Origin of the sequence: Streptomyces sp. TS71-3 (assembly GCF_018327685.1) — a bacterium.
Lineage (GTDB): Bacteria > Actinomycetota > Actinomycetes > Streptomycetales > Streptomycetaceae > Streptomyces.
Window position 1 is genome coordinate 12,618 of sequence record NZ_BNEL01000001.1, and the last position, 24,536, is coordinate 37,153.

The 24,536-nt window shown below is 71.4% G+C and carries 22 protein-coding genes; 15 read left to right on the plus strand and 7 right to left on the minus strand.

Going from position 1 to position 24,536, the window contains the following annotated elements; all coding sequences use genetic code 11:
- Positions 1-50 precede the first annotated feature (50 nt).
- Positions 51-245, plus strand: coding sequence for a hypothetical protein (locus Sm713_RS00075; protein WP_212907664.1), 195 nt, complete (start codon positions 51-53; stop codon positions 243-245).
- Positions 246-669: 424 nt separating this feature from the next.
- Here Sm713_RS00075 and Sm713_RS00080 read toward each other — a convergent pair whose 3' ends face one another.
- Complete coding sequence (locus tag Sm713_RS00080; RefSeq protein ID WP_249416010.1) at positions 670-1,224, minus strand: hypothetical protein; 555 nt, start codon at positions 1,222-1,224, stop codon at positions 670-672.
- 407 nt (positions 1,225-1,631) lie between these two features.
- On the opposite strand from Sm713_RS00080, the gene Sm713_RS00085 reads away from it, so the two are divergent.
- The 10 genes from Sm713_RS00085 (at position 1,632) to Sm713_RS00130 (ending at position 12,826) form a co-directional block, all read left to right on the plus strand.
- Complete coding sequence (locus Sm713_RS00085) at positions 1,632-2,807, plus strand: protein-L-isoaspartate(D-aspartate) O-methyltransferase (protein WP_212907668.1); 1,176 nt, start codon at positions 1,632-1,634, stop codon at positions 2,805-2,807.
- A gap of 293 nt (positions 2,808-3,100) precedes the next feature.
- Positions 3,101-3,583 carry a MarR family winged helix-turn-helix transcriptional regulator gene (locus Sm713_RS00090; protein ID WP_212907669.1) on the plus strand — a complete coding sequence of 161 codons (483 nt, stop codon included), beginning with the start codon at positions 3,101-3,103 and terminating at the stop codon, positions 3,581-3,583.
- Positions 3,584-3,945: 362 nt separating this feature from the next.
- Complete coding sequence (locus Sm713_RS00095; RefSeq protein WP_212907670.1) at positions 3,946-5,559, plus strand: MFS transporter; 1,614 nt, start codon at positions 3,946-3,948, stop codon at positions 5,557-5,559.
- Positions 5,556-6,836: a Xaa-Pro peptidase family protein gene (locus Sm713_RS00100; protein WP_212907672.1), complete on the plus strand. Its 1,281-nt coding sequence runs from the start codon at positions 5,556-5,558 to the stop codon at positions 6,834-6,836. The genes Sm713_RS00095 and Sm713_RS00100 overlap by 4 nt, the downstream gene beginning before the upstream one ends.
- A complete protein-coding gene (locus tag Sm713_RS00105; RefSeq protein WP_212907674.1) occupies positions 6,833-7,975 on the plus strand; it encodes a hypothetical protein in 1,143 nt (380 codons plus the stop codon). The genes Sm713_RS00100 and Sm713_RS00105 overlap by 4 nt, the downstream gene beginning before the upstream one ends.
- Positions 7,972-9,051, plus strand: coding sequence for an ornithine cyclodeaminase family protein (locus Sm713_RS00110; protein WP_212907675.1), 1,080 nt, complete (start codon positions 7,972-7,974; stop codon positions 9,049-9,051). Before Sm713_RS00105 ends, Sm713_RS00110 begins: the two co-directional genes overlap by 4 nt.
- A 58-nt stretch (positions 9,052-9,109) precedes the next feature.
- Complete coding sequence (gene leuD / locus Sm713_RS00115) at positions 9,110-9,634, plus strand: 3-isopropylmalate dehydratase small subunit (protein WP_212907676.1); 525 nt, start codon at positions 9,110-9,112, stop codon at positions 9,632-9,634.
- Entirely contained in the window at positions 9,631-11,004 is a 1,374-nt protein-coding gene (locus tag Sm713_RS00120) for an aconitase/3-isopropylmalate dehydratase large subunit family protein (protein WP_212907677.1), read from the plus strand. Before leuD ends, Sm713_RS00120 begins: the two co-directional genes overlap by 4 nt.
- Positions 11,001-12,281 carry an aconitase family protein gene (locus tag Sm713_RS00125; RefSeq protein ID WP_212907678.1) on the plus strand — a complete coding sequence of 427 codons (1,281 nt, stop codon included), beginning with the start codon at positions 11,001-11,003 and terminating at the stop codon, positions 12,279-12,281. The genes Sm713_RS00120 and Sm713_RS00125 overlap by 4 nt, the downstream gene beginning before the upstream one ends.
- Positions 12,281-12,826, plus strand: coding sequence for a hypothetical protein (locus Sm713_RS00130; RefSeq protein WP_212907679.1), 546 nt, complete (start codon positions 12,281-12,283; stop codon positions 12,824-12,826). The genes Sm713_RS00125 and Sm713_RS00130 overlap by 1 nt, the downstream gene beginning before the upstream one ends.
- 350 nt (positions 12,827-13,176) lie before the next feature.
- Here the strand turns inward: Sm713_RS00130 and Sm713_RS00135 are convergent, their stop codons facing one another.
- Complete coding sequence (locus Sm713_RS00135) at positions 13,177-15,072, minus strand: coagulation factor 5/8 type domain-containing protein (protein WP_212907680.1); 1,896 nt, start codon at positions 15,070-15,072, stop codon at positions 13,177-13,179.
- A 560-nt stretch (positions 15,073-15,632) separates the two neighbouring features.
- On the opposite strand from Sm713_RS00135, the gene Sm713_RS00140 reads away from it, so the two are divergent.
- Complete coding sequence (locus tag Sm713_RS00140) at positions 15,633-16,934, plus strand: GNAT family N-acetyltransferase (protein WP_212907681.1); 1,302 nt, start codon at positions 15,633-15,635, stop codon at positions 16,932-16,934.
- A gap of 93 nt (positions 16,935-17,027) precedes the next feature.
- On the opposite strand, the gene Sm713_RS00145 is transcribed toward Sm713_RS00140, so the two are convergent.
- Positions 17,028-17,204: a hypothetical protein gene (locus tag Sm713_RS00145; RefSeq protein WP_212907682.1), complete on the minus strand. Its 177-nt coding sequence runs from the start codon at positions 17,202-17,204 to the stop codon at positions 17,028-17,030.
- A 543-nt stretch (positions 17,205-17,747) separates the two neighbouring features.
- On the opposite strand from Sm713_RS00145, the gene Sm713_RS00150 reads away from it, so the two are divergent.
- The 3 genes from Sm713_RS00150 (at position 17,748) to Sm713_RS00160 (ending at position 19,994) form a co-directional block, all read left to right on the plus strand.
- Positions 17,748-18,623: a FadR/GntR family transcriptional regulator gene (locus tag Sm713_RS00150; protein ID WP_212907683.1), complete on the plus strand. Its 876-nt coding sequence runs from the start codon at positions 17,748-17,750 to the stop codon at positions 18,621-18,623.
- 9 nt (positions 18,624-18,632) lie between these two features.
- The gene (locus tag Sm713_RS00155; protein ID WP_212907684.1) at positions 18,633-19,220 is read left to right on the plus strand and encodes an HAD family hydrolase; all 588 of its coding nucleotides are present in this window, start codon (positions 18,633-18,635) and stop codon (positions 19,218-19,220) included.
- Positions 19,221-19,322: 102 nt separating this feature from the next.
- Positions 19,323-19,994 (plus strand): hypothetical protein, encoded by a 672-nt coding sequence (locus Sm713_RS00160; protein ID WP_212907685.1) that lies wholly within the window; start codon positions 19,323-19,325, stop codon positions 19,992-19,994.
- Between the two features lie 313 nt (positions 19,995-20,307).
- Here Sm713_RS00160 and Sm713_RS00165 read toward each other — a convergent pair whose 3' ends face one another.
- From Sm713_RS00165 to Sm713_RS00180, 4 genes are all read right to left on the minus strand, one after another.
- Positions 20,308-21,327, minus strand: coding sequence for a sigma-70 family RNA polymerase sigma factor (locus Sm713_RS00165; RefSeq protein WP_212907686.1), 1,020 nt, complete (start codon positions 21,325-21,327; stop codon positions 20,308-20,310).
- A gap of 82 nt (positions 21,328-21,409) precedes the next feature.
- Positions 21,410-22,933 (minus strand): MFS transporter, encoded by a 1,524-nt coding sequence (locus Sm713_RS00170; RefSeq protein ID WP_212907687.1) that lies wholly within the window; start codon positions 22,931-22,933, stop codon positions 21,410-21,412.
- A gap of 261 nt (positions 22,934-23,194) precedes the next feature.
- The gene (locus Sm713_RS00175) at positions 23,195-23,683 is read right to left on the minus strand and encodes a MarR family winged helix-turn-helix transcriptional regulator (protein WP_212907688.1); all 489 of its coding nucleotides are present in this window, start codon (positions 23,681-23,683) and stop codon (positions 23,195-23,197) included.
- Between the two features lie 32 nt (positions 23,684-23,715).
- Entirely contained in the window at positions 23,716-24,450 is a 735-nt protein-coding gene (locus Sm713_RS00180; protein ID WP_212907689.1) for a TetR/AcrR family transcriptional regulator, read from the minus strand.
- Between the last annotated feature and the right edge of the window lie 86 nt (positions 24,451-24,536).

Here is a 24,536-nt window from a genome sequence, read left to right on the forward strand (position 1 = left end):
GATCAGAGATGGTAGAGAACCCCGCCGTGAGTCTGCGGGATTTGCACCTCATGGTTCTCGAACTCAAGAAAGCACTTTGTGACGCCGGAATCGTCCTGCCGTCATTGGGGGTTGATCCGGTCGGTATCAGCAACGAGCCGCCCATGCACCTGGTGGAGTTGGGGCGCGTCAATCTTGAGACTGCGCGCAAGCTCATCGCCGTTCTCGCTCAACAGGGAAGAGACGAAGGCGGGGGCGAGGATTGAGAACCGACGATTCAGCCGGTCACTTGGAGACCTGCCACGCCACGCGGCCTTCTCGACGATGGACGCATAACCGCCGCTCTGGACCACGACGGCCACACACGAAGGTGTCCCGCTCCGTGCGGGCGAAGGTAAGCCAGCACTTCCATTCCATCGAGAAAATTGCTATGGATGGAGACCACAATGTGTGAAGAGCGCCGCCCCGTCGGCGTGGCACTCGACGTACCGGAAATGCGGTTGCCGCTGAGCGCCGATGGCGTCGCAGTCCTGCCGGAGTTGTCTGGGAGCGGTTCGCCAGCTCACCCAAGACGAAGGCCTCAAAGAACGGCTCCAGGTGGCCCGCGCCAACGGTCGTTTGCAAGATCGTCGAATCGTCGACCTTGAGTCGAAGCTTCTCGATGCCGGAGGATCTCCACCATGAATATCCTCACGAGGCTGGAGCAGCATGCAGTTCGAAGTCCGGAACAGCCGACCATTTCAGTCTTTCACCGAGATGGTCGGCAACAATTCCTGCAAGGTGCTCAGCAGCATGGCGATAGATCTGAGCGCACGTAATGGATCCGTGCAGCGCAAGTGAGTGCTTACCGTCCTTCATCGGACGCAACACGGAAGAGGCTGGCGGCACATCCTTTCTGACCGGCCCAGGCCAGATCTCACTGCTCCAGCCGCTGGCCAGCCCATGAGCAAGGCAGTGTCGGACCTGCATCCAGCCCTGCGCATCATGCTTCACATCAGCCCAAGTGAGCTCCTTCTCTTTCCAGAAAGTCTTTCCGACCACAGGCGGTGCCCACACTGTCAAGGTGAAGTCGGTACCGATCTGAGGCTTCAGCGTCGGAAACTCGCGACTGACCAAGCCCTCAACGTCGGCCACGTCTGGGTTCGTGAGATTCATCTTCTTTGCAATCTGGGCGAAGCTCTGGCCTTGGAGATATAACACGGTGGCGAAATAGTCCTCGGCGAACCCCTCGAATGCGGAGAGCACACCCAGAGTGATAGCAGGCGCCAGAGCCGCAGCGTTTCCAGCATGTCCTCGCCTGCGAGGGTGCAAAGCCAGAAGCCTTGACGGCACTATCAGGGAACGAGCGAAACGATCAACACTCGACTGCAAGCTTGGTGCCAGCACAGCGGTTGCCACAGCAACCTCCTCGGTGACGGATCACTTCAACCGCTAGAGGATTGCATCCGACAGACTGTCATTGTGGCCCAGCGCCTCAGGCACTCACGTGACCTACATGTTCGCCATGTATCGCAGCAGGTCAGAGGCATAGCCCAGGGCGAAGCGGTCGGAAAACTGGAAGTGAATCCGAGCGGGCAGTACGGGTTCATCGAGCAGGCGACCGGACTGCCGATCACGGCTGCCATCTGTGACTACTTGGAAGGAACCGGCCCGTGACGAACATCCTCGACGACGAACAGCGCCTCCTCGCCGCCCGCGTCAGCCTCACCCAGCAGATCGACCGCGGAAGCGTGGTGCTGTCGTCGCGTCTGGCGGGCGCCTTTCTCAATGTGCCCAGACATCCCTTCGTGCCCGTCTTCTACCGGCGCGACGGCGAACGGTTCATCCCCTGGCGCAGCACTGACAGCGATGCGGAAGCGTGGCTCGACGCCGTGTACGCCGACGACTCCCTCATCACCGAAGTGGACGGCGTCCACGCCGAGGACGCTGCCCCTGAGGGGCTGAGCGGTGTCCCCACGTCGTCCTCCACGGCACCGAGCCTCATGGCCGACATGCTCGACGCCCTCGACGTGAACGAGGGAGACGAGGTCTACGAGGCCGGAGCCGGCACGGGCTACAACGCCGGTGCGCTGTGCTTCCTCGCGGGGGACGAGCACGTCACGACCGTCGACAGGGCGGAATCCCTGACGGTCAGAGCCCAGCGGCGGCTGAAGGGCGTCGGGTTCGATCCGCTCGTCATCCACGGCGACGCCGCCCGGGACTTCCCGGCAGATGCCATGTACGACCGGATCATCGCCACCGCGTCCGTCCGGCGTATCCCGCCCGTGTGGCTGGCTCGGTTGCGCACCGGCGGCATCATGGTGGTCCCCGTCAAGGGCACGCTCGCAGGCGGGAGCGTCGTCCGCCTCACCAAGCTTCCGGACGGCGCCGCGGTCGGCCATGTCCTGCACACGCCCGCCGCGTTCATGCCGCTCAAGGGGGGCACCGGGACACCGGCAGAGGTGCCCGCCGTCCCGGACGGCCCGTGTGCGGATGCCGAGTTCTCGGCGCGAGTCCTGGACGACTGGACGTTCTCGTTCTTCGCCCAGCTCCACATGGCCCCCGGCGTCGTCCGCGCCCACGGGAAGAACGACTACGGACTGCACGTCACCACCCTGTTCGACCCCGCCGACGGCTCGGCGACCCGCATCGACGACATGCCCGAGGGACCGCCGATGGTCACCACCGCCGGACCGCGGGACCTGTGGCAGCCGATCGAAGCCGCCCGCCGTCTGTGGCAGCGGCTCAACCGGCCCCGTCGCGAGTGGTTCACCGTCGAGGCCACCATCGACGAGCAGGCGGTGAGGTACACCGCCCCGGACGGCACGGTCCACCGCTGGACGCTGTAGCCGGCGGCGACCACAGAGCGAAGGGCACCGGTCGGACCCTGGCCGGATCTGCGGCGGCGTCCGAGGGCCGGCCACGTGACTCCTCCCCTGTGGGGGCGGTCTTTTCGAGCCCCCGCCGGCCGGTGCTGAGTGTGGCCCGCCACTACGGCGACGTGCCCCCGGCCACTTATATCGGGCACCGGATATTTCGGTGCCCGAAGTTTCTTCTGCGCACCCCCTTGCCGAGGTCCCGGGGCCGGAGTAGTTTCCCCGTCGTCCGAAAGGTTCGGGCACCGGAAAGTACGGAGGGCAAAGTGACGTCCACGAGCACTGGGCCCGCCGAAGGCGGTGCGGACGGACCGGCGATCGGCGAGCTCGGTGAGGTACTGCTCGCGCTCGGCGGCCGCCTCACCCGGTTGCAGACGGAGATACTGGCGGGTCTCGACCAATCGTTGACGATCCGGCAGTACCGCATCCTGTCGAGGGTCCACAGCGGTCACACCTCGCTGACGGCTCTGTGCAGGCTCGCCCACCGGGGGCCGTCCACCATGTCCCAGAGCGTCGACAAGCTCGTCCAGCAGGGGCTCCTCACCCGAGGGGTCTCGGACACCAGCCGCCGCACCATGCGGCTGGGCGTGACCGACGCCGGTCTCGCCGCCCTTGAGGCGGGCGACCGGGCCCTGGGGAAGTTCACCTCGGAGATCACCGCGCGGCTCCCGGAGGAGGCCAGAGAGCTCATCCGCCCCGCGCTCCAGCAGTTGTACGCCGAGATCCAGGGCCACCTGGACAGCAGATAGCCGATAGCCGCACAGCGCGCCGGCACGCAGCACCGCCGGCGCCCACGCCCGGGGCGACGCGCCCTCGGGCACCCCGAACCCGGCCGCACCCGGGCCCACCGAGCAGACCGCCAGAGCCGACCGGCACCTGAGCCGGCGGGCACCCGGGCGCATCCGAGAGCCGCGAATCTCACCCGCTCACCCCCATCCGCACAGCGAGCCGCACACCCACCGCCGACACCCGCGCACCCACCGAAAGAGCCGCGCCGGGGTCGTCGCATCCAGCGCACCGGAGCACCGGCCCGACGACGGCCGGGGAACCGGCGCACCTTCACTCCCGATCGGGGGACGGGGCGTTCAGCCACGAGGAGGTGGCAACGTTCATGCCACGAGACAGTGCGACCACCATCAGCCCGGGACCGGCCGGGCTACTGAGCAGGCTCGACCACTCCCGCTTCACCCGCCGCCACGGCGTCATCTACGGAACGGCGCTGGTCGGACACTTCCTGGACGGGTTCACCATCAACCTGACCGGTGTCGTCCTGCCCGGCGTCATCCCGGCCTTCCACCTCAGCAGCAAGGAGGCCGGCTACCTCAGCTCCGTGCTCTTCGCCGGCATGCTCGTCGGCGCCGCGGTCGCGGGCGCGGTCTCCGACCGGTTCGGCCGCAAGGTGCCGCTCGCGATCTGCCTGCTGGTCTTCGGCGGGTTCTCCGTGCTCGCCGCCTGCGCCTGGGACTACCCGTCGCTGATGACGGCACGGTTCTGCCAGGGCATCGGCCTGGGCGCCGAGATCGCCGTCGTCCTGCCGTACATCACGGAATTCGTGCCGGCCCGGCACCGCGCACCACTGGTGACCTCGGCCACCGCCGCCTGGCTGATCGGCCTCCCGGTCGCCGCCGTGGTGGGCGCCGCGCTGGTGCCCGCGCTGTCGTGGCGCGCGATGTTCGTGGTCGGCACGGTGCCCGTGCTGATCAGCCTCGTCATCCTCGCCGTGCTGCCCGAGTCGGTGCGGTACCTGCTGCGCAGGGGCCGGCTGGACGCGGCACGCGACGTCGTCGACTCGCTCGCCGTCGAGCCGCCCGCGTCCGCCCGGACAGAGGCGTCCACCCGGGCCGAGCCGTCTGCCGCCGCCACCGTCACCGCCTCCGCACCCGCCGCCCCGCGGGCCGCCGGCCACGACACCGTGCTCCCCGAGGAGGAGGGCTCGTCGCGCAGCTCCGCGGGCTCGGTGTTCCGGCTGCTGGCCGCGCGCTACGCACCGTTCACCCTCTCCCTCTGGTTCATGGAGCTGTGCGCCGGCGCCTTCCTCTACGGGCTCTCCACCTGGCTCCCCTCCATCCTGGAGAAGCGCGGCAACAGCCTGCTCGGCAGCCTCACCTACACCGCGATCATCACCGCCACCGGCGTGGTCGGGGCCCTGCTCGCCGGGCATCTGGCGAGCAGGATCGGGCGGCGCCTGACCATCGGCCTCTCGTTCGTGCTGAGCGGCGTGTTCTGCCTGCTGTGGGGCGCGGTCGACTCGACGGGGGCCGTGGTGCTGCTGGGCTGCTGCGCCACGTTCTTCGGCAGCGGGCTCGCCGGCAGCACCCTCTTCGTCTACGCGAGCGAGCTGTACCCGACCGTGAACCGCGCCACCGGCCTCGGCTGGGCGGCCGCCTGGCAGAAGGCGGGCGGGCTGATCATCCCGACGGTGATCGGCTGGATCCTCGCGGCGCACGCGCCTGGCTACACGTTCTTCGTCCTCTTCGCGGGCGTCTCGGTGCTCGCCGGCATCTCCGGGCTGCTCGTCACGTTCGAGACCCGGGGCAGGACCGTCGAGCAGATCACCGCGGACATCGCGGCCCGGTCCGGCATCCGGCCCGGCGCCCCGCTCCCCGCGTCCGCCACCGCCGGCGCCTCCCACGGCGCCCGCACGGCCTCCCCCACCTTGGCCACCGACCTCTCCGCCCCGGAGCCCACCGCACCGTACGACCCCGAACAGGCAGGTGAAGGATGACCTCCGCCCCCTCCCGCACACCAGGTACCGCCTCCCGGGCGCCCGCCCTCGACCCGGCCGACGCCGCCGAGCGCGCCCTGCGCCACCAGAAGGTCCGGGACGCGATGGCCGAAGAGGGCCTGGACGCCCTGATCGCCTTCGCGCCCGGCTGGCGCAGGGAGAACGTCCGCTACTTCACCGACGCCCGCCTCACCGGCACCGCGTCCTTCGTGCTCTTCCCCGCATCCGGATCCGCCTCCGCCGAGGTGTGCGCGTTCTCCACGCGCCGCGCCGACCTGCCCGCGCTCAGGGCGGCCGGCTGGGTGGACCACGCGGCCGTGCTCGACGCCCACGACCCGTCCGCCCTGACCGAGCCGCTGCGCGACCTGCGGCCGCGGCGGGTGGGCGTGGCCCACCTGGAGCTGCTGCCGGGGCTGCTGGCCGAGGCGCTGCGCCGGGCCCTGCCGGACGCGGAGCTGGTCTCGGCGAGCGCCCTGATGGACCGGGTCCGGATGGTCAAGAGCGACTGGGAGCTGGCCAGGATGCGGCGCAGCGCCGCCGTCTGCGCGGCGGGCTGGCAGGCGTTCGTGGACGTCCTCGAACCGGGCCTGCCCGAGTACCGCATCGTCGCCGAGGTGGAGGCGGAGATCAAACGGCTCGGCGCCGAGGACAACTTCATGCTGATCGCCTCCGGCGGCGACGAGGTGCGCGGCATGACCGCCCCGACGCCCCGCTCCCTGGAGGCGGGCGACATGGTGCGCACCGAGCTGACCCCGCAGATGGACGGCTACTGGCTCCAGATCTGCCGGTCCGCGGTGGTGGGCCCGCCGAGCGACGGGCAGCGCAGGTCCTTCGACCTCTTCAACGAGTCCGTGGAGGCCGGCATGGCCGCCACCAGGCCCGGCGTCACCGCGCACGACGTCGCCAAGGCGCAGAACGACGTCTTCCGCAAGTACGGCTACGGCGAGTACTGCACCAGCAAGTACACCCGCGTGCGCGGCCACGGCCACGGGCTGCACCTGGACGAGACGCCGATCATCGAGGGCAACGAGACCGTGCTGCCCGAGAACGCCGTCTTCATCATCCATCCCAACACCTACACCCCGCTGGCCGGCTACCACGTGCTGGGCGACCCGGTCCGGGTGACCAAGGACGGCCCCGAGGTGCTGATCGCGACGGAACGCAAGCTGTTCCACTCCGACAAGGGCAGCTCAGCGGGGCGTGCGGGAGCCGCCGGTGCGCCGGCCGGAGCCGCCGAGGAACCCGGAACCCCCTCCGGAAAGGAGAGCGCGGCATGAAGCGCGGACTCGTGGTGCTCGACCCGGACGAGGTGCCCACCGAGGAGTGGGCCGAGCGCGTCGGCGGCCTCCAGAGCCGCCTCGCCGACGAGCGGGTGGACCTGGCACTCGTCTACGGGGACGTCTTCGCCTCCGACGACATCGCCTACCTCACCAACCTCTGCATCTACTGGAACGAGGGCGTGCTCGCCGTTCCGGCCGACGGCGAGCCGGTGTTCCTGACGAAGCTCTCGCCGCGGGTGCACCCCTGGATGCGGCGCGTGTCGACGGTCTCGCGGATCGAGAGCGGCCGGCAGTTCGGCGCGCTCGCCGCCAAGCTGGCAGAGGGCCGCGAGGCGGGCACCGTCGGCCTGGTCGACGCGCCGCTGTGGCCCGAGCCCGTGGTGGCCGAGCTGCGCGCCGCGCTGCCCGGCTGGGAGCTGCGCGAACTGCCCGGCCTCGTGCGGGAGCGGCGCGCCGTGCCGTCCCCGGCCGAGGTGGCGCTGCTGCGCACCGCCGCCCGCGTGGTGGGCGAGGCCGCGGACACCGCCGCCGGCGCCGTACTCGGCACGCAGGACCGGGTGGCCACCGTGGAGCGGATCGTGCGCGGCGCGGGCTTCCTCGACGTCCAGGTGAACACCGCGGACGCGACGGACGGTGCCGAGTGCGTGCAGGTCACCGGCCAGTACCGCACGTTGTGGGTGCACGCCTCCCGGATCGCGGGCGGCGCCGGGACGGACTGGGCCGGAACGCTCCAGGACGCGCTGGACCGCGCGGTCGCGGCGGCACGTCCGGGCGCCACCGGAGCCGACCTCGCCGCCGCGGCCGGCCCCGCGCTCGACCGGCTGCCGGCCGGCACCGACGCCCAGGTGACCTGGGTCGGCCAGACCGACCTGGCGTCCGCGGGGGAGTACCGCCCCGCGACCGCGGACACCCCGCTGGCGGCCGGCGCCGCGGTGGCCGTCACCGTCGACGCCCTGCTGCCCGGCGGCGGCTACGCGGCGCTCGCGGACACCGTCCTGGTCACGGCGGACGGGCCCGAGCGGCTCACCGCGGCCGGATCCGCCGCGGACGGCGAGGCCGCCACCCCGGCCGCATCCGGCCACGACACCACCAGCACGAACGGGGCCGCGCGCCCCGACGGGAGGTCAGCGCAGTGAGGATCCTGTCCAACGACGACGTTCAGAAGGTGCTCTCCGCCGAGGAGTGCCTGGACGCCCTGCAGACCGCGTACCGGGAGCTGACCCGGGGCGAGGGCGCCAACCGGCCGCGCAACCACACCTACTTCCCGGTGGAGGACGAGCGGTACCCCGGCTTCCGCTACCGCTTCAAGTCGCAGGAGGGCGGCAACGTCTCCAGCGGCGTGTGGGCGCTGCGCATCACCTCCGACCTGGCGGGCGTCGAGACCCTGCCCAGCGGGGTGCAGCGCCGCCGGCTGATCCCGGCCGCGCCCGGCGAGCGGTACGTGGGCCTGGTCACGCTCTACAGCCTGACCACCCTGGAGCCGCTGGCCATGCTCCACGACAGCTGGATCCAGAAGATGCGCGTCGGCGCGACCTCCGCGCTCGGCATCCGCGAGATGGCCCGCGAGGACGTGACCGTGGCCGGCATGTTCGGCTCCGGCTGGCAGGCCGAGGCGCACCTGGAGACGCTGCTGCTGGTCCGCCCGTCGGTCGAGGAGGTACGGGTCTACAGCCCGACCGCCGAGCACCGGGAGACGTTCGCGAAGACCTGGAGCGAGCGCACCGGGCGCCGGATCGTCGCCGTGGACCACCCGCGGGACGCCGTCTCCGGCTGCGGGGTCGTGACCTGCGCGACGGCGACCATGGAGCCCTGCTTCGAGGGGGCCTGGCTGGATCCGGGCACCCATGTCACGGCGATCACCTCGCCGGACGGCACCGCGACCCGCCGCGAGCTCGACGACGCCACCTTCGACCGCGCCGACCGCATCGTCGTCCTCTCCCGCGAGCAGGTCCACCACGACAAGCAGTACGACATCCTCGGCCCCGTCGAGCGGGGCCGGATGTCCTGGGAGGACATCCGCGAACTGGGCGAGCTGCTGACCGGCGACGCGCCGGGACGCCGCTCGGACGACGAGATCACGGTGTTCGCCAACAACACCGGCATGGGCGTGCAGTTCGCGGCGGTGTGCTCGCGGGCGCTGGCCCTGGCCGAGGAGCGTGGCCTGGGCCACGAGGTGCCGACGGGGTGGTTGCTGGAGGAGACCAGTCCCTGAGACGGCGGGCATGCAAAAGCCCGTCCGGCGATCGCAGCGCGACATAGGAGCACACGCAATGAGTCCCACACCCCCATCCCGTGTAGGCGGAAATACCATCACTTTCGGTGACAACGTCAACACCGACGTCATCATCCCCGGCCGCTACCTCGTCAGCATCGACCCGGCGGAGCTGGCCACGCACGCCTTCGAACCCCTCGGGCCGGAGGTCCAGAAGCAACTCCAGGCCAGCCAGATCGTGGTAGCCGGACGGAACTTCGGCTGCGGCAGCGCCCGTGAGCAGGCCGCGAGCTGCCTGATCGGGGCCGGGGTCAAGGCCGTCGTCGCCGTCTCCTTCTCCCGTGTCTTCTTCCGCAACGCGATCAACACCGGTCTGGTCGCCGTCGAGTGTCCACAGGCTGTGGAAGCTCTGGCCGCCGCGGGCGGCGAAGGGGACATGTGGGTCGATTACGACGAGGGCAGCGTGGAGGTCGCCGGAGGCACGTTCGGCTTCGCGCCGTACCCGCAGGGGCTGCGGGAGATCCTCCAGGACGGCGGCCTGATCCCCCATCTGATGCGTACGCAGGAAGGAGCGACCTCGTGACCGCCACCAGCAGCGCCGTGGGGACGGCCGGCGCCACCGGCGCCACCCGCCCCCCCAGGACCTTCGCGCAGAAGGCGATAGAGCGCGCCTCGGGCGAGTCGGGGCTCGTTCCCGGGCAGATCGTGGACGCCTACCCCGATCTCTACATGAGCCACACCGCGAGCTGGCGCTGCATCCGCACCCTGGAGCGGATGGGCACCGACCGGCTCTACGACCCCGACCGGGTCGCCATGGTCATGGACCACATCTCCCCGGCCATGAACGCCAAGACGGCCGCCGACCACCAGCTGTGCCGGCAGTTCGCCGACCGGATGGGCATCAAGAACTTCTTCGACGTCAACGCCGGCATCGCCCACATCGTCCTGATGGAGAACGGCCTGGTCAGGCCGGGGCAGTTCATCATCGGCACCGACTCGCACTCCACCATCTACGGAGCGCTCGGCGCCTTCGGCACCGGTGTCGGGTTCAGCGAGATCACCGCGGCCTGGGTGACCGGCAAGCTGTGGGTGAAGGTGCCGGAGTCGGTGCGGATCGAGATCGACGGCGAGCTGCCCCCGGGCTCGTACGCCAAGGACGTCATGCTCAAGCTGATCGGCGACCTGGGCGCCGACGGGCTGACGTACTGCTCGGCGGAGTTCACCGGCTCCTACGTCACCTCCCGGAGCGTGTCGGAGCGCATGACGTTCTGCAACCTGGCGATGGAGATGGGCGCGAAGAACGCCTACGTCGCCCCGGACGCCGTCACCCGCGCCTACCTGGGCGACGAGGCCGGCGTCCCGGAGGACGGCTACGAGGTGCTGCTGCCCGACGAGGGCGCCGTCTACCGCGACACCGTGCGGCTCGACGGATCGGCGCTGACGCCGCAGATCGCCGTGCCGCACACCGTCGACAACGTCGTCGGCGTCGACGAGGTCAAGGGCACCAAGCTGGACCAGGTCTTCATCGGGTCCTGCGCCAACGCCAAGTACGACGACCTCGCCATCGCCGCCGAGGTGCTGGCCGGGCACAAGGTCGCGCCGGGCGTGCGGCTGGTGGTGACGCCCGCGTCGAGCACGGTGATGGCCAAGGCGTCCTCCACCGGCGTGCTCGCCACCCTGATCGAGGCCGGCGCGATGATCACCAACGCGGGCTGCGGCGCCTGCGCCGGCAACGGCGGCGCGATGGCCGACGGCGAGGCCACCCTGTCCACGGCGAACCGCAACTTCCAGGGCCGGATGGGCAGCTACGAGTCCCGGATCTACCTGGGCAGCCCCGCCACCGCCGCGGCCTCCGCGATCACGGGCGTGATCACCAACCCGGCCGAGGTGCTCGCGGACGCGGCGCCGGGCGCCGCCAGGGCCGCCCACCGTCCGGAAGGAGCCGGCGCGTGAACCTCGTCGAGAAGATCCTGGCCAGGGCGAGCGGCCGGACGTCCGTCGAGCCGGGCGAGATCGTGATCGCCGGCGTGGACCGGCTGCTGATGCACGACCTCAGCGGCTACCTGACGTCGGAGGTGTACGAGAAGCGGGTGGGCCGCCCGATCCCGGACCCCGAGCGGGTGGTGATGGTCTTCGACCACCACTTCTCGCCGCCCACCGAGCGCCAGGCGGACATCCTCCAGCACAACCGCGCCTGGGCCCGGGGGCACGGCATCACCCTCATGGACTGCGGAAGCGGCAACCTCCACCACGCCGCCGTGCGCGGCGGGCACGTGCGGCCCGGCATGATCGTGGTCGGCTCGGACAGCCACACCCCGGTGCACGGCTCGCTCGGCGCGCTCGCCGTGGCGCTCGGCAACGACTCGCACGCGGGCACCGTGCTGCCGTACGGGAAGGCGTGGTTCCGCGTGCCGGAGACCGTCCGCATCGAGCTGCACGGCGCCCCGCGGCCCGGCACCACGCCGCGGGACATCGCCCTGTGGCTGTGCGCGGAGATCGGCGAGGGCGCGCTGAACTACAAGGCGCTGGAGTTCACCGGCCCCTACGTCAAGCAGGCGTCGTTCTGGGACCGCTGGCTCTTCCCGCTGCTCACCGTCGACCTGGGCGCCAAGTGCGGGTTCGTCGAGCCGGACGAGGTCACGGAGGCGTTCCTGCGGACGCTGCCGGGCGGGGCCGGGCCGCAGGGCGATCCGCTGCTGCGGGGCGACGGCGCGCAGGACGCGGCGAGCGTCCTCCGCTACGACATCAGCGAGGTGCCGCCCCAGGTGGCCTGCCCGCCGACCGTCGGCAACACGAAGGCGGTCGCCGACGCGGCCGGCGCCCGGGTCGGCTGGGCCGAGCTGGGCGGGCACGGCGGCGGGCGCCTGGAGGACATCCGCGCCGCGGCCGAGGTGCTGGACGGCCGCCGCGTCCATCCGGACACGCGGCTGAACATCGTGCCGTCCAGCCGGGAGGTGTTCGCGGAGGCGCTCCGCGAGGGCCTGGTGGCGTCGCTGCACGAGGCCGGCGCGACGTGGTTCCCGCCGAGCACCGGGTCCAACCAGGCCATCAACATGGGTGCGCTGTCCGCCGGCGAGGCCATGATCTGCACCCACTCCAGGAACTTCCCCGGCCGCAACGGCAGCACGGAGGCCGGCGTGTACCTGGCGTCCGCGGCCACCGTCGCGGCCTCCGCGGCGGCCGGCGAGATCGCCGGGGCGCCGGCCGGCAGCGAGAGGAGGGCGGCGTGATGGGTGGCACGACAGGGATCCAGGGCGGGCCGGACGGCAAGACCGGGAGCCGTTTCGAGGGCCCCTGCTGGACGTTCGGGGACAACATCCCCACCGACCAGCTGATCAAGTCCCGTTACGTCTTCGACCCGATGGACGTGATCGTCCAGCACGTCCTGGAGGACATGGACCCGGAGTTCCCGCGCCAGGTCGAGCCCGGGGACGTGGTGGTGGCGGGCCGGCACTTCGGCCAGTCGTCGGGGCGCGCGATCGCCGCGAAGGCGCTCCAGGCCACCCGGATCGGCTGCGTGCTCGCGGAGAGCTTCGCGCGCACCTTCTACCGCAACTGCTTCGAGATCGGCCTGCCCGCGATGGAGGTCGAGGGCATCACGGAACTGGCCCGCAAGGGCGACCGGCTGGCGGTGGACATCACCACGGGAACGGTCACCAACACGGCGACCGGCGAGAGCCGCGTCGGCCGCCCGGCCGACCCGTTCCTCGTCGAGATGCTGGCGGCGGGCGGGCTGATCGCGCTGGCGGAGCAGCGGCCGGAGCTGTTCGCCTGAGCTGTTCGCCTGAGCCGTTGCTTGAGCCGTTGCTTGAGCGCCCGTACGCACAAGGAGCGCGCCGTGACACTGGGCGCCGCGGTGCCCTGCGCGCTCCTCGCGTACGCGGTCATCGAACTGCCCTTCCAGGCGGTCTCCGCCTGACCTGACACCTCATCGTGCGGGTTCACGCCGCCAGGGGCGCGGGAGATACTCCCATCCCCGCGCCCCTGCGTCGTGCACGTGGCCGTGCGGACGGCCGTCGGACGGATACGACGCGCCTCAGGAGGGATACGACGCGTCGGCCAGGACGGATACGAGGCGCGCGTCAGGACGGTACGACGCGCCTCAGGACGGATACGAGGCGCGCGTCAGGACGGATACGACGTCAGCATCGCCAGATTGCACTCCGCGTCCGACGGACCGCCCGTGGTGTTGACGACGTGGGCGATCGTGCCCTGGCCGCCGCCCAGCGAGAACGTGATCATGCTGTGCAGCCGGACGCCCGGCGTGCGCGGCACGGCGAAGGCGCGGTCGGCGACGATGGTCGCGTCCTCGGCGAAGATGCAGTAACTGCCCAGGCCCCACGCCTCGTGCCTGCGGACGTGGTCGGCGACCTGGTAGGCGGGGAAGCCGCGGTGCGCGCCGTCCATCCAGGCGGCCTGGTTCGGCGGGTCGTACGGCATCTCGTTCTGGAAGAAGTACGTCCGGCCGCCCTCGCCGTTCCACTGCACCTGCGCCTTCTGGTGGTGCTCCACGAACAGGCCGTAGACGGTGACGTCGTCGCCGTTCACCACCAGCCCCTCCTCGGAGGTGTTGGTGGTCCAGCCCACGCCGGTGCCGTGGTCGGCGCGCCACAGCCAGGTGTTGTCGATGATGACGTCCGAACTGTTCACGACCACGGACTGCTTGGCCTTGCCGACGCCCGCCCCGCCGATCCGCACGAACACGTCGTGCAGGGAGGTCGGGTCGGACGTGTGGCGCCCCCGGGCGCCGTCGGGGCCGACCCGCACCAGCGCGTCGGAGACCTGCTCGCCCGCGTCCACGAGCAGTCCGGCGACCGTGACCCCGTCGACGTCCGCGATGTCGAGGGCACTCGCGCCGCCCCCCGGCACGAGCGTGGCGAGGCCGAGGCCGAGCACGACGGTGCCGGCGCGCGTCACCGTCAGCGCCTTGTCGAGGTGGTACACGCCGGGCGTGAGCAGCAGGTGCTTGCCCTGTGCCAGCGCGGAGTTCAGCTCGTCGGCGGTGGTGCCCTCCTTCGCGATGTGGAAGTCGGCGATGGGCAGCGACTTGCCCTCCGGTCTGCGCCCCTCCCAGCTCGTGCCATGGCTGTCGGTGCGCACGGCGGGCACGAAAACGCGGTACGCGCCGTCGCCGTCCACGTACAGGAACGGCTTCTCGCGGACCACCGGCGTGCGCGGTACCGAGGTGTACGTCGGCGCGGGGAAGGTGGTGGCGGGGGCGTTGTCGACGCCGACGAAGACCATGTTCCAGTTGGAGCCGAGCCACTGCCCCACCATGGAGTTGCGGGTCACCCACTGCTGCTGGGTGCCCGAGTTCACCTGGCCGGTTATCTTGCAGTCCGCGATGAAGCCGCCGCTGGACCAGCCGCCGTCGTCGAGCTGGATGTTGCCCAGCAGGTAGATGCGGCGGAAGAAGGTCGCCTGGGAGACCGCCCAGCGGGCGGTGCCGCTGCGGGGCACCAGGTTGATGTTCTCCACGCCGCGCCAGAAGTTGGTCAGCGCGCCGTGGCCGTGCGCGTCGGCGTCGGCGTGCACGGCGTTGTTGATGGTCGCCGCGGCCGGCTGGATCCCGAGGCCCGACACCTGCGTGTAGTAGCCGACGTTGATGTCGACGTCGTAGCCGCCCGGCTTGAACAGCAGCGCGTACCGGCCGGATCCGAACTGCGCGCCGGCCTGCTGCGCGTACACCTGGTCCGCGATGGACTGGATGGTCTTGACGGGCGTCGAGGAGTCGAAGACGTAGACGTTGGGGCCGAAGTCCGGTTCCCCGGCGGGGTGCTGGGCGGGCGGCGGCGCGTCGGCCGCGGCCTTGCCCGCGGCCTTGGCGGGCGCGGCCTCGCGGGGCGCGGCGGACGCGGGGGAGCCGGCGGCGAGCCCGCCGCCGGCGGCGACCGAGGTGCCTGCGGCCACCGCGCCGGCGGAGGCGAGGAATCCGCGCCGGCCGAGGGCGGCGCGGCCCGGAGCGGGGTCCGGGTCCTCCGGCGTGGAGCGCGGGGTGTTCCCGGGGGAAGCAGGAGCCATGAGACGTCCCTTCGAGGAGGCCGGCGCCGTGGGACCGCACAGCACCCCGGCCGGGGCCACGGGCGCCGACGTGACTCCACGCCTTTATTCAAGGGGTGAGGTAAGCCTGACGGGATCTAACTCGTGGGGCGTCTGGGGCGTCAAGGGGGCGGGACGTCCGCGGTTTCCTCGCGGGGCGGGGCCGCTGCGCGGTGCGGGGGCCGGGTGCGGCAGGGGTGCCCCTGGGGTTGGTGGCGATCTGACGTCCCCCACTGCCTGAAGGGCGTGGGAGGTACCCCCAGTCGTGGCTGGTCGCGCAGTTCCCCGCGCCCCTCGAAGGACGGGGCTGCGCCCCGATGGCTCCGCGTCCCGCTGACGCCGCGCCCCGGAAGGGGCGCGGGGAACTGCGCGACCGGCCCACGACTCACCGTTGGTCCGGAGATGACCGATCCACCCCCGTGGGCCGGGAACGGGACCGCAGGTCCCGCCTGAGCCGGCCGCTCCCGGCCGCTCCCGGCCGCCCGCGGTGGAGCGTGAAGAAATGACGCGACACCGCCCGCACCCCCGCCTACGATGATCCCATGCGCGCCGACCCGGACATACGTACCATCGCCGAATCCGACCTCGTGGACTGGATGCGGGCCCTGAACACCGGGTTCCTGCGTCCGCCGACGCCCACGCCGGCCGCCGTGGCGGATCGCGCCGGGTCGATCGCCTACGCCCGCGCCCGCGGCGCCTTCGACGCCGGCCGTTGCGTGGCGACGTTCCGCTCGTTCCCGCAGCGGCTCACGGCCGTGGGCGGGGCCTCCGTGCAGGCGGACGCGATATCGAGCGTCACCGTCTCGCCCACGCACCGCCGCCGGGGCCTGCTGAGCCGGATGATGGCCGCCGACCTGGCCGAGGCGCGCGAGCGCGGCGACGTCGTCGCCAGCCTCATCGCGGCCGAGTACCCGATCTACGGCCGCTTCGGCTTCGGCCCGGCCGCGGGCGTGGCGGACTGGGAGGTCGACGTGCCCCGTGCGGGCCTCGACCCGCGCTGGTCGGGCCCGGCGGACGGCGGCCGGATCGACCTCGTCGACGGCGCGGAGGTGCGCAAGGTGGGCCCGGAGCTGCACGAGCGGTTCCTGGCCCGGCAGCACGGCGCCGTGGACCGCGACGAGCACTGGTGGCAGCGCGCCACCGGGCAGCTGGGCCCGGCCATGGACCCGACCTGGACGGAGCCGTTCCAGGCGCTCTACCGTGCGCCCGACGGCACCGTGGAGGGCCTGCTCGCCTACCGCTCCGACGACGTGTGGAACGACGCCAAGCTCTCCATGGACACCGCGACGGTCGAGGACCTGATAGCGGTGAGTCCGGCGGCCGAGCGCGCGCTGTGGCACTTCCTCTGCTCGGTCGACTGGATCACCAGGGTCCGCACCGGCCACCGCGCCATGGACGACCTGCTGCCCCAGTTCCTGCCCAACCCGCGTGCGGCACGCCCGGTGACCAGGGCGGACTGGCTGTGGGTACGCATCCTGGACACGGTCCGCGCCCTGGAGAGCCGCACGTACGCGGTGCCGGGCAGCCTGGTACTGGAGGTCGTGGACCGGCCGATCGAGCCGGTCGAGCCCGGCGGCACCGGTGCCGGCACCGGGTCGGGCGGCCCGGCCGCGGGCCGCTACCTGCTGGACGCCACCCCGGACGGCGCGAGCTGCACCCGCACCACCCGCTCGCCGGACGTCACCCTGGGCGCCGGGGAGCTGGCCTCGCTCTGGCTGGGCGAGGAGTCGGCCACCCGCCTCGCGGCCCTGGGCCGCCTCACCGAGCACACCCCCTCGGCCACCGCCACCGCCGAAACGCTCTTCCGGACGGCCCGGGGGCCTTGGTGCCCGGACACGTTCTGAGGGGCGCGGGGTGACGGCGGGGCGCGCGCGTGCGTGCCCCGGTGAGCCACGAGGGCCCCGGCGAGCCAAGAGAACCGAGGTTGAAGAACGAGCTCAGTGCGCCAGCAACATCAGCACGATCACGACGGCCACCCAGACGAGCATGGTGTTCCTGGCTCGTATGCCGATGGACAGCAGCAGCGCGATGATCCCCATCGGGCCGTACCGCCACTGGATGAGTTGCTCGAATCCGACGCTGAGCGCGGTCAGGGTAATGGTGAAAAACGGCATGATGAACCTCCCCGTTGTGCTCCGTGGCTGTGCGCCCCTGATCCGCGGCCACCGTGCGGCACTGAACGGCGGCCCCCCGGCCGCCGCGCGAACCCCGCGCGAGCGACCCTGGCCGGCCCCGTCGTCATCCCCTGACGGGTCCGGCCCTTTCTCTCGAGCGCCTTCGGCGCTCGGCCCTTCGGTCTCGGCGCTCGGACCAGCCGGTCCGGCCGGAATGCCCGGTTCTGGGCTCCGGTCTCAGCGACACGGCGTCGGCACGTAGATCGCCGGCGCGAGCGCTCCGGCGGAACTCCCCGCTGGCATGCGGGCCTTGAGGCCGGTCCGGAGCAGTACGAGACCCGCTGTGTCCGCAGACCCTATGGCTACGTCAGCAGCTGCCCCCGGCGACGACACTGTTCAGCAGAGCCCCGAGGGATCGGAGGGCGAGGGGAGAATCCCCCCGTATCAAAGTTGGTCACCAAGCAGGTTGTAGTTGTGCCCAGTTGGTCGAAACTGAAACCAACTTACAATTAACTACCTCAAGGTGGTCCTGGGTTGTACGGTTTGGTCGTGATCCAAGACGATGGTGGGGCAGACCGTCACAGACGGGCCTCCGAGGTCATCGCGGACCGGCTGCGCGAGCGGATCAGGAGTGGAGACCTCAAAGTTGGCGACCGGCTTCCCACGCAGGCGCAACTGGCCGCGGAGTTCGGCGTGGAGCGGGGCGTCGTACGGCAGGCGCTCAGAAGCCTCCAGGACGCCGAACTGCTGGTGGACGTCGGCAGGGGCAGCCCGCCGCGGGTGGCCGAGCCGGCGCCCGATACGGCACAGCCGCAGAAGGCGATGGTCGCCCTGGCGCCCCGGCTCAACGCCGCGTTCGCCGCGCCCGATGTCCGGATAGACGCCGTCTGCCTGACCGCGGAGACGCTGATGCTGGCCGTGGCCGACCCGGTTCGACTGATCCACCTGGGCGAGATCCGACCCGAGTCGCTGACGGTCCGCATCCTGCTGCCTAGCCGCCGTATCTCGCTCGCCTTCCCCGCCCCCATCGAGATGGGGACCACGGACGAGCGCGTGCACCTGCGCTGGCTCGGCCAGCGCAACGCCCAGGGAAAGGTGCTCCGGCACAACCTCCAGTCGCTGCACACCTCGCACGGCATCGACGTGGACATCGCCTTCCGCGCCCTGCCGTTCACCCCGCCGATCAAGCTGTACCTGCTGGGCGGCGAGGAGGCGCTCTTCGCGTACTACACGGTGACCAAGCGCGCCGAGGAGTCCGACGAGGGCCGGCTCGACATGTACGACGCGCTAGGACGCCAGTCGCTGCTGTTCTCCTTCCGGAAACGGGCCGGAGGCCGGGAGGCGGCGTTCGTGACGGAGTCGCAGAACTGGTTCGACGCGCTCTGGGAAACCATCGCCACGGACCTGACACTCTCCTAGTGACTTCTGATGCGGAACGGATCGAACAGACACCGCGGTAGCGATCTCGTCGGCGAGCTGGAGGAGCGCCTGACACAGGCGGAACTCGCTGCGGTGGACTCCGCCTGGCCCACGGAGTACGCCGATCCGTTGATCCACACCTGGCGATCGGCCGGCGCCCGGCTCGCCATGGCCACCAACAACTCACCACGCATAGCCCACGCCTACCTGAGCGGCCGGGACCTAGGTCGTGTCCGGCACATCTACGGCCGCACCGAAGACCTGCAACGCCTCAAGCCCGACCCGTACTGCCTGCTCCGCGCCCTGAACGCCACCGGCACCCGGCCCGGCGCCGCACTCATGATCGGCGACAACCCCTCGGACCTCGCCGCCGCCCGGCAGGCGGGTGTGGCCTTCCTCGGTTACGCGGCCAACGACCGCAAGGCGAAGCTGCTGCGCGAGGCGGGCGCGGAGGCCGTGGTGACCTCGCTGTGGGAGGTACTCGTGCTGGTGCGCGAAGGGGCGGAGCCGTCGGGGCCACCGCTCTCAGGGCCACCGCTCTCGGGGCCGTCCGTCGCACCCGGGATGTGGAAGTTGGACGTCACCACTAGGGTTTGACCCCCTAGATGGCGAGTGCCCGACCTTTAGGAGTGGTTCGCGGCCGCACATCCTGCTCCGGGAGCCGCGGGCCCGGGAGTCGGCCTGATTGGCGAGCCGTCCGTGCTCGTCTGGACACCCGATGAACGCTTTCCCGAACGCCCAGACTTTCCCCGGTCGCTCGTGGCCGAGGTCCTGAACGCAGAGCGCACTGCGCCGCCTGAGCGGGTCTTCAGGGGCACCACTCACCGGAACACCGTGGTGGACGTGCCGGGCATGGGCCGGCTGGTCGTGATGCGGCGCAGAATCCCGGGCGCGATGGTGCGAAAGGTCCTGAACGAACTTCGCAACGAGGGCTTCGCCGAGACGGCACAGGGCAGCGGCACACGGGTGGTGAAGGCACCGACGGTCCACTCAAGCCCGGCGGCGGGCCGCAGTCGTGGCAGTGCTTCTCTCCTCTCCGTCTTCGCTGCGGCATTCAAACGGCCGACGGTGTCCCTTGACGTCTTCACGCTAACGTCGGAGTCCCTCGCCACACACATGCGCGTGCAGTGCGACGCCATCGTGGCCGGAGAAATCCAGGTGGAGGAGATCAAGGTCCGACTGCTGCTGCCGTCGGAGGGCCAAGAACTGCCCTACCCGGTTTCCCAGCATGACCCGAACGACACGCGGGTGCCAGAACGTACAAAACGAATTACCCGCCGGAGCACTTTCGCTCTGCGTGGCATGCTGGCCCACTTGTCGGATGAGGGCTCGTCCCCCAGGTCGTCTTCGAAGTCCGCGAGCACCGCCTGACGCCGCACGCCAAGCTGTACCTACTGAACGATACCGAGGCGCTGCACGCGCCGTACGAGGTACTGACCCGGCCCATGTTGCTCGACGACGGCGTGACCGTGGATGCCATCGATGTGCTGGGCATGAATTCCGCCCTCATGAAGTACGTGAAGGACAGTGACCCCGATTCTCTGGAGTCGCGGTTCGTGACGAGCCATCAGGATTGGTTCGAGTCGGTCTGGAACAAGATCGCGGTACCGTCGACGAGGTTCCAGGGCCTCACCCCCCCCGACCGCCTGACTCTGTCCGATGCCCAGGCATCCCACCACGTGCATCAATTGGTCGGGAATTGGTCGCCTCGCACCCCCAACCGCCCCAACCGCTCCGGGTCAGCGATGATGATGAGTTCCGTGATCCGGCCGCCCCGCACGGTGAAGCCCATGACGGAGACCGGGTGGCCGCCCGGTGTGGCGAGGAGGCCGGGGGTGCCGGCCACCAGGACCGGGTGGACGTCGGCGGCCAGCCGGCGGAACGTGAACGCCTGGCGGGCCACGTTCCGGGCGCCGCGGATGAGTTGCGACGCGCCGCCGGGGCCGGCGTCGGCCCGTAGCTCCACGTCCGGGTCGAGGAGCGCGAGGAGCGCGTCGAAGTCGCCGCTGCGGGAGGCCGCGAGGAACGCGTCGACGATGCTCCGCTGGCGTCCCGGGTCCGACTCCGGCTCGGGGCCCGCCGCCTGGATGCGGCGGCGGGCCCGGCTCGCGAGTTGGCGGGTGGCGGCCGGGCTGCGGTCGACGATCGCGGCGATGGCGTCGAACGGCACGGCGAACAGGTCGTGCAGCACGTAGGCGAGGCGTTCCGCGGGGCCCAGGGTGTCCAGGACCACCAGGAGGGCGAGGCCCACGGCCTCGGTGCGCACCGCCGCGCCCTCCGGGTCGCCCGGCCCCGCGTCCAGCGGCTCGATCACCGGGTCCGGCACCCGGACGTCGAGCGGTTCCTCCCGGCGCGAGAGGCGGGTGCGGAGCATGTCCAGGCAGATCCTGCCGACCACCGTGGTCAGCCACCCCGGCAGGTTCGCGATGCCCTCCGCGCCGGTGCGGCTGAGCCGGAACCACGCCTCCTGGACGGCGTCCTCGGCTTCGCTCAGCGATCCGAGCATCCGGTACGCGACGGCCCGCAGATGGGGCCGGCTCTCCTCGAAACGCGCCGCCAGGTCGTCGTCCTGCGCCGCCAGGTCGTCGTCCTGCGCCGCCAGGTCGTCGTCCTGCGTTGCCGGGTCTTCGTCCTGCACCGCCAGGTCGTCGCGTGCCGCCTGGGAACCACCGTCGCCCGTGCCCTTGCCCGTGCCTGTGCCCATGCGGGCATTCTGCCGCTCCGGTGCCGGTCCGGTGCCGCCCCGGTCCTGGTCTGGCGCCGTTCCCGGCCCGTTCCGGTGCCGGTCAGGTGTCCCTCCGCGCGGGGGAGGCGGCCACGGCCGGCCGTTCCGCGGATCCCGCCGTGACCGGCCCCGCCGTCCCCGCCCCCACCGACCCCGTACCGCTCCCGGCGCCCAGCACCCCCCACGTCACCGCCAGTGCCGCCGCCAGCAGTCCCGCCCCGACCGTGAACGCGAGGTGGTAGCCGCCGGTCAGCGCCTCGGGGCGGGCGCGGCCCGTGGCGAGCAGGTCTTCCGTGCGGGAGGCGGCCAGCGTGGCGAGCACCGCCGAGCCGAGCGCCATGCCGATCTGCTGCGTGGTGTTGAAGAGGCCCGAGACGAGCCCCGCGTCCCGCTCGCCCGCCCCCGACATGCCGAGCGCGGTCAGCGCCGGGAGCGCCAGCCCGAACCCGCCGCCCAGCAGCATCAACGGGAAGATGTCGGTGGCGTAGTGCGCGTGCACCGGCACCCGGCCCAGCAGCGCGAGCAGCACCACCAGCAGCACGAGACCTGCCAGCAGCACCCGGCGCTCCCCGTACCGCGCGGACAGCCGTGCCGACACCGTCAGCGACACCCCGCCGATCACCACCGCCGCGGGCAGCATCGCGAGCCCGGTGCGCGCGGCGCCGTACCCGAGGACGTTCTGGAGGTAGAGCGCCAGGACCAGCTGGAACGAGAAGAGTGCCGCGACCATGAGCACCTGCACCGCGTTGGCGCCGGCGACGTTGCGCGAACGGAGCGTGCGCAGCGGCATCAAGGGGACCGCCGCCGTGGCCTGACGGACGGTGAACAGCACCAGCAGGACCACCGCCAGCGCCCCTTCGCCGAGCGTGCGCACCGAGGTCCACCCGTACGCCTCGGCCTTGACGACCGCGTGGATCCCCACCATCAGCCCCGCCGTGACCAGCACGGCACCGGCCACGTCCGCACCGGCGGCGAGGCCGGTGCGCCGGTCCGCGGGGAGCGCCGGCACCGCGAGCGCCAGGATGGCGAGCCCGATCGGGAGGTTGATCAGGAAGATCCAGTGCCAGCCGAGCGTGTCGGTGAGGACCCCGCCGAGCACCGAGCCGAGCGAGGCACCCGCCGCTCCGGTGAAGCCGAAGACGCCGACCGCCCGGCCCCGTTCGCGCGGCTCGGTGAAGAGCGTGACGACGATGCCCAGGCCGACGCCGGTCGACATCGCGCTGCCCGCGCCTTGCAGGAACCGCGCGGCGACCAGCAGACCCGGTGAGCCCGCCACGGCGGCCAGCACCGAGGCCGCCGTGAACACGGCCGTCCCGGCGAGGAACATCCGCTTGCGGCCCACCAGGTCGCCGAGCCGGCCGGCCAGCAGCAGGAGGCTGCCGAAGGCGATCAGGTACGCGTCGACCACCCAGCTCAGGCCGGCCGGCGAGAAGCCCAGGTCGCGCTGGATGGCGGGCATCGCGACGGTGACGATGCTGCCGTCGAGCACCACGGTCAGCGTGCCGGCCGCGACCACGGCCAGCGCGAGGGACCTTCGGCTCCGGGATGTGTTCGGTGCGACGGGCGTGCCCGGTGAGGTGGACATGGGTCTCCCCTGACGTCGTGGGACGGAGGCAGGCGTGCGGCGGAAGCCGCAAGGTATGGAGAGACCGTAGCAGATAGTTCTGAAGCAGATTAGTTTTAACGGAACTGTTTTTGCGGTAGCCGGTGTGGCTTGCCGGTTGCCCGTCGGTGGCCGGTGGCCGGTGGCCGGTGGCCGGTGGCCGGTTGTCGGTGGCCGGTTGTCGGTTGGTGGTTGGTGGTTGGTGGCCGTTGGTTGGTGACCGGTCGCCGCCGGCCGCCCCCGCTATCCCTGGGCTTGGCGCGCCCGGCGCACCGGCTGCGGATTCTCCGTGGGAGTGGCCAACTCGGTCTCGGCCAGCCGGTTCAGCGCGTTCAGCAGCGCCGTCCGCTCGCCCGGCGGGAGGGTGCCGAGGGTGCCCTCGTGGACGCCGTCCACGATCCGCTGGCTCCGCTCGGCGATCCGGGCGCCCTTCTCGGTGACCGCGATGATCCGGGCCCGCCGGTCCTGGCTGGACGGGCGGCGCTCGGCGAGGCCGGCCTTCTCCAGGGCGTCCACGGTCACCACCATCGTGGTCTTGTCCATGTCGCCGATCTCGGCCAGCTGGATCTGGGTGCGCTCCTCCTGGAGGGCGTGCACCAGGACGCAGTGCATCCGCGCGGTCAGTCCGATCTCGGCGAGCGCCGCGGACATCCGGGTGCGCAGCACGTGGCTGGTGTGGTCCAGGAGGTAGGAGAGGTCCGGTGTGGTGCGGGCGGGGCTCATCGCGGTCATGTCGCCAGACTAGCAATCCGGTCCGTGCTGGATTATCCGGAAGTGGACGACTTTTCGGGTGAGGCGAGGATTCCCGCCGCGACCAGGCGCAGCGCCTCCGTCACCCGCGCTCCCGCGCCCTCCTCCAGCAGGAACTGGATCTGCTCGCTCTGGAGGGTGCTCAGCAGTACGTGCGCGAGCACGTCGGCGTCCAGATCCGGCCGCTCCTCGGCGATCAGTGCGCTGATGTGGCCGTACCAGAAGGCGTAGACGGGGTGGCCGTCGTGCGGGTGCGGCCGGCCGCCGTCGCCTCCGTCCCGGCTCCCGCTGCTGTCCGCGCGGGTGCCGTTCCCGTCTCCGTTCCCGCCTTCGTTGCCGTCTCCGTTTCCGACCGCCGCCGGGCGCTGGCGTGCCGCCGGGCGGTGGGCCGTGGAGGCCGCGTGGCCGAGGGCGGCCAGCAGGCCCTTGTTGCGGCTGACCACGTCGATGACGCCGTCCAGGAAGGCGAACAGCCGCTCGCGGGGCGGCGCCCCGGGGCCGAGGGGTGGCGGGCCCGAGGTCACGGACTCGCCCAGGCTCAGCGCCCGTTCCTGCATCAGCGCCGTCATCAGCCCCATCCGGCTGCCGAACCGGTGGAACAGCGTCCCCTTGCCGACCCCCGCCGCCGTCGCGACCTGCTCCATGGAGATCTCCTCCGGCCGGAACCGGGTCAGCAGGTCCTCGGTCGCCGAGAGGATGGCGCGCCGGTTGCGCGCCGCGTCGGCACGTTCGCGACGGCCTTGGGTCATGGGCGTGGGTCCTCGTTCCTCGCTGGTGTTCTCGTGTGGTCGCGCGTTCCGGTTCGTGCTGGTACCGGTTCGTGCCCGTTCCGGCT

What these genes read in the sequence shown, in the direction of transcription:
- Sm713_RS00105 (WP_212907674.1), top strand. Translation starts at nt 6,833, where the DNA reads ATGAAGCGCGGACTCGTGGTGCTCGACCCGGACGAGGTGCCCACCGAG.
- Sm713_RS00075 (WP_212907664.1), top strand. Translation starts at nt 51, where the DNA reads ATGGTTCTCGAACTCAAGAAAGCACTTTGTGACGCCGGAATCGTCCTG.
- Sm713_RS00145 (WP_212907682.1), bottom strand. Translation starts at nt 17,204, where the DNA reads ATGCCGTTTTTCACCATTACCCTGACCGCGCTCAGCGTCGGATTCGAG.
- Sm713_RS00175 (WP_212907688.1), bottom strand. Translation starts at nt 23,683, where the DNA reads ATGACCGCGATGAGCCCCGCCCGCACCACACCGGACCTCTCCTACCTC.
- Sm713_RS00180 (WP_212907689.1), bottom strand. Translation starts at nt 24,450, where the DNA reads ATGACCCAAGGCCGTCGCGAACGTGCCGACGCGGCGCGCAACCGGCGC.
- Sm713_RS00155 (WP_212907684.1), top strand. Translation starts at nt 18,633, where the DNA reads ATGCGGAACGGATCGAACAGACACCGCGGTAGCGATCTCGTCGGCGAG.
- Sm713_RS00135 (WP_212907680.1), bottom strand. Translation starts at nt 15,072, where the DNA reads ATGGCTCCTGCTTCCCCCGGGAACACCCCGCGCTCCACGCCGGAGGAC.
- Sm713_RS00130 (WP_212907679.1), top strand. Translation starts at nt 12,281, where the DNA reads ATGGGTGGCACGACAGGGATCCAGGGCGGGCCGGACGGCAAGACCGGG.
- Sm713_RS00165 (WP_212907686.1), bottom strand. Translation starts at nt 21,327, where the DNA reads ATGGGCACAGGCACGGGCAAGGGCACGGGCGACGGTGGTTCCCAGGCG.
- Sm713_RS00095 (WP_212907670.1), top strand. Translation starts at nt 3,946, where the DNA reads ATGCCACGAGACAGTGCGACCACCATCAGCCCGGGACCGGCCGGGCTA.
- Sm713_RS00170 (WP_212907687.1), bottom strand. Translation starts at nt 22,933, where the DNA reads ATGTCCACCTCACCGGGCACGCCCGTCGCACCGAACACATCCCGGAGC.
- leuD (WP_212907676.1), top strand. Translation starts at nt 9,110, where the DNA reads ATGAGTCCCACACCCCCATCCCGTGTAGGCGGAAATACCATCACTTTC.
- Sm713_RS00140 (WP_212907681.1), top strand. Translation starts at nt 15,633, where the DNA reads ATGCGCGCCGACCCGGACATACGTACCATCGCCGAATCCGACCTCGTG.
- Sm713_RS00100 (WP_212907672.1), top strand. Translation starts at nt 5,556, where the DNA reads ATGACCTCCGCCCCCTCCCGCACACCAGGTACCGCCTCCCGGGCGCCC.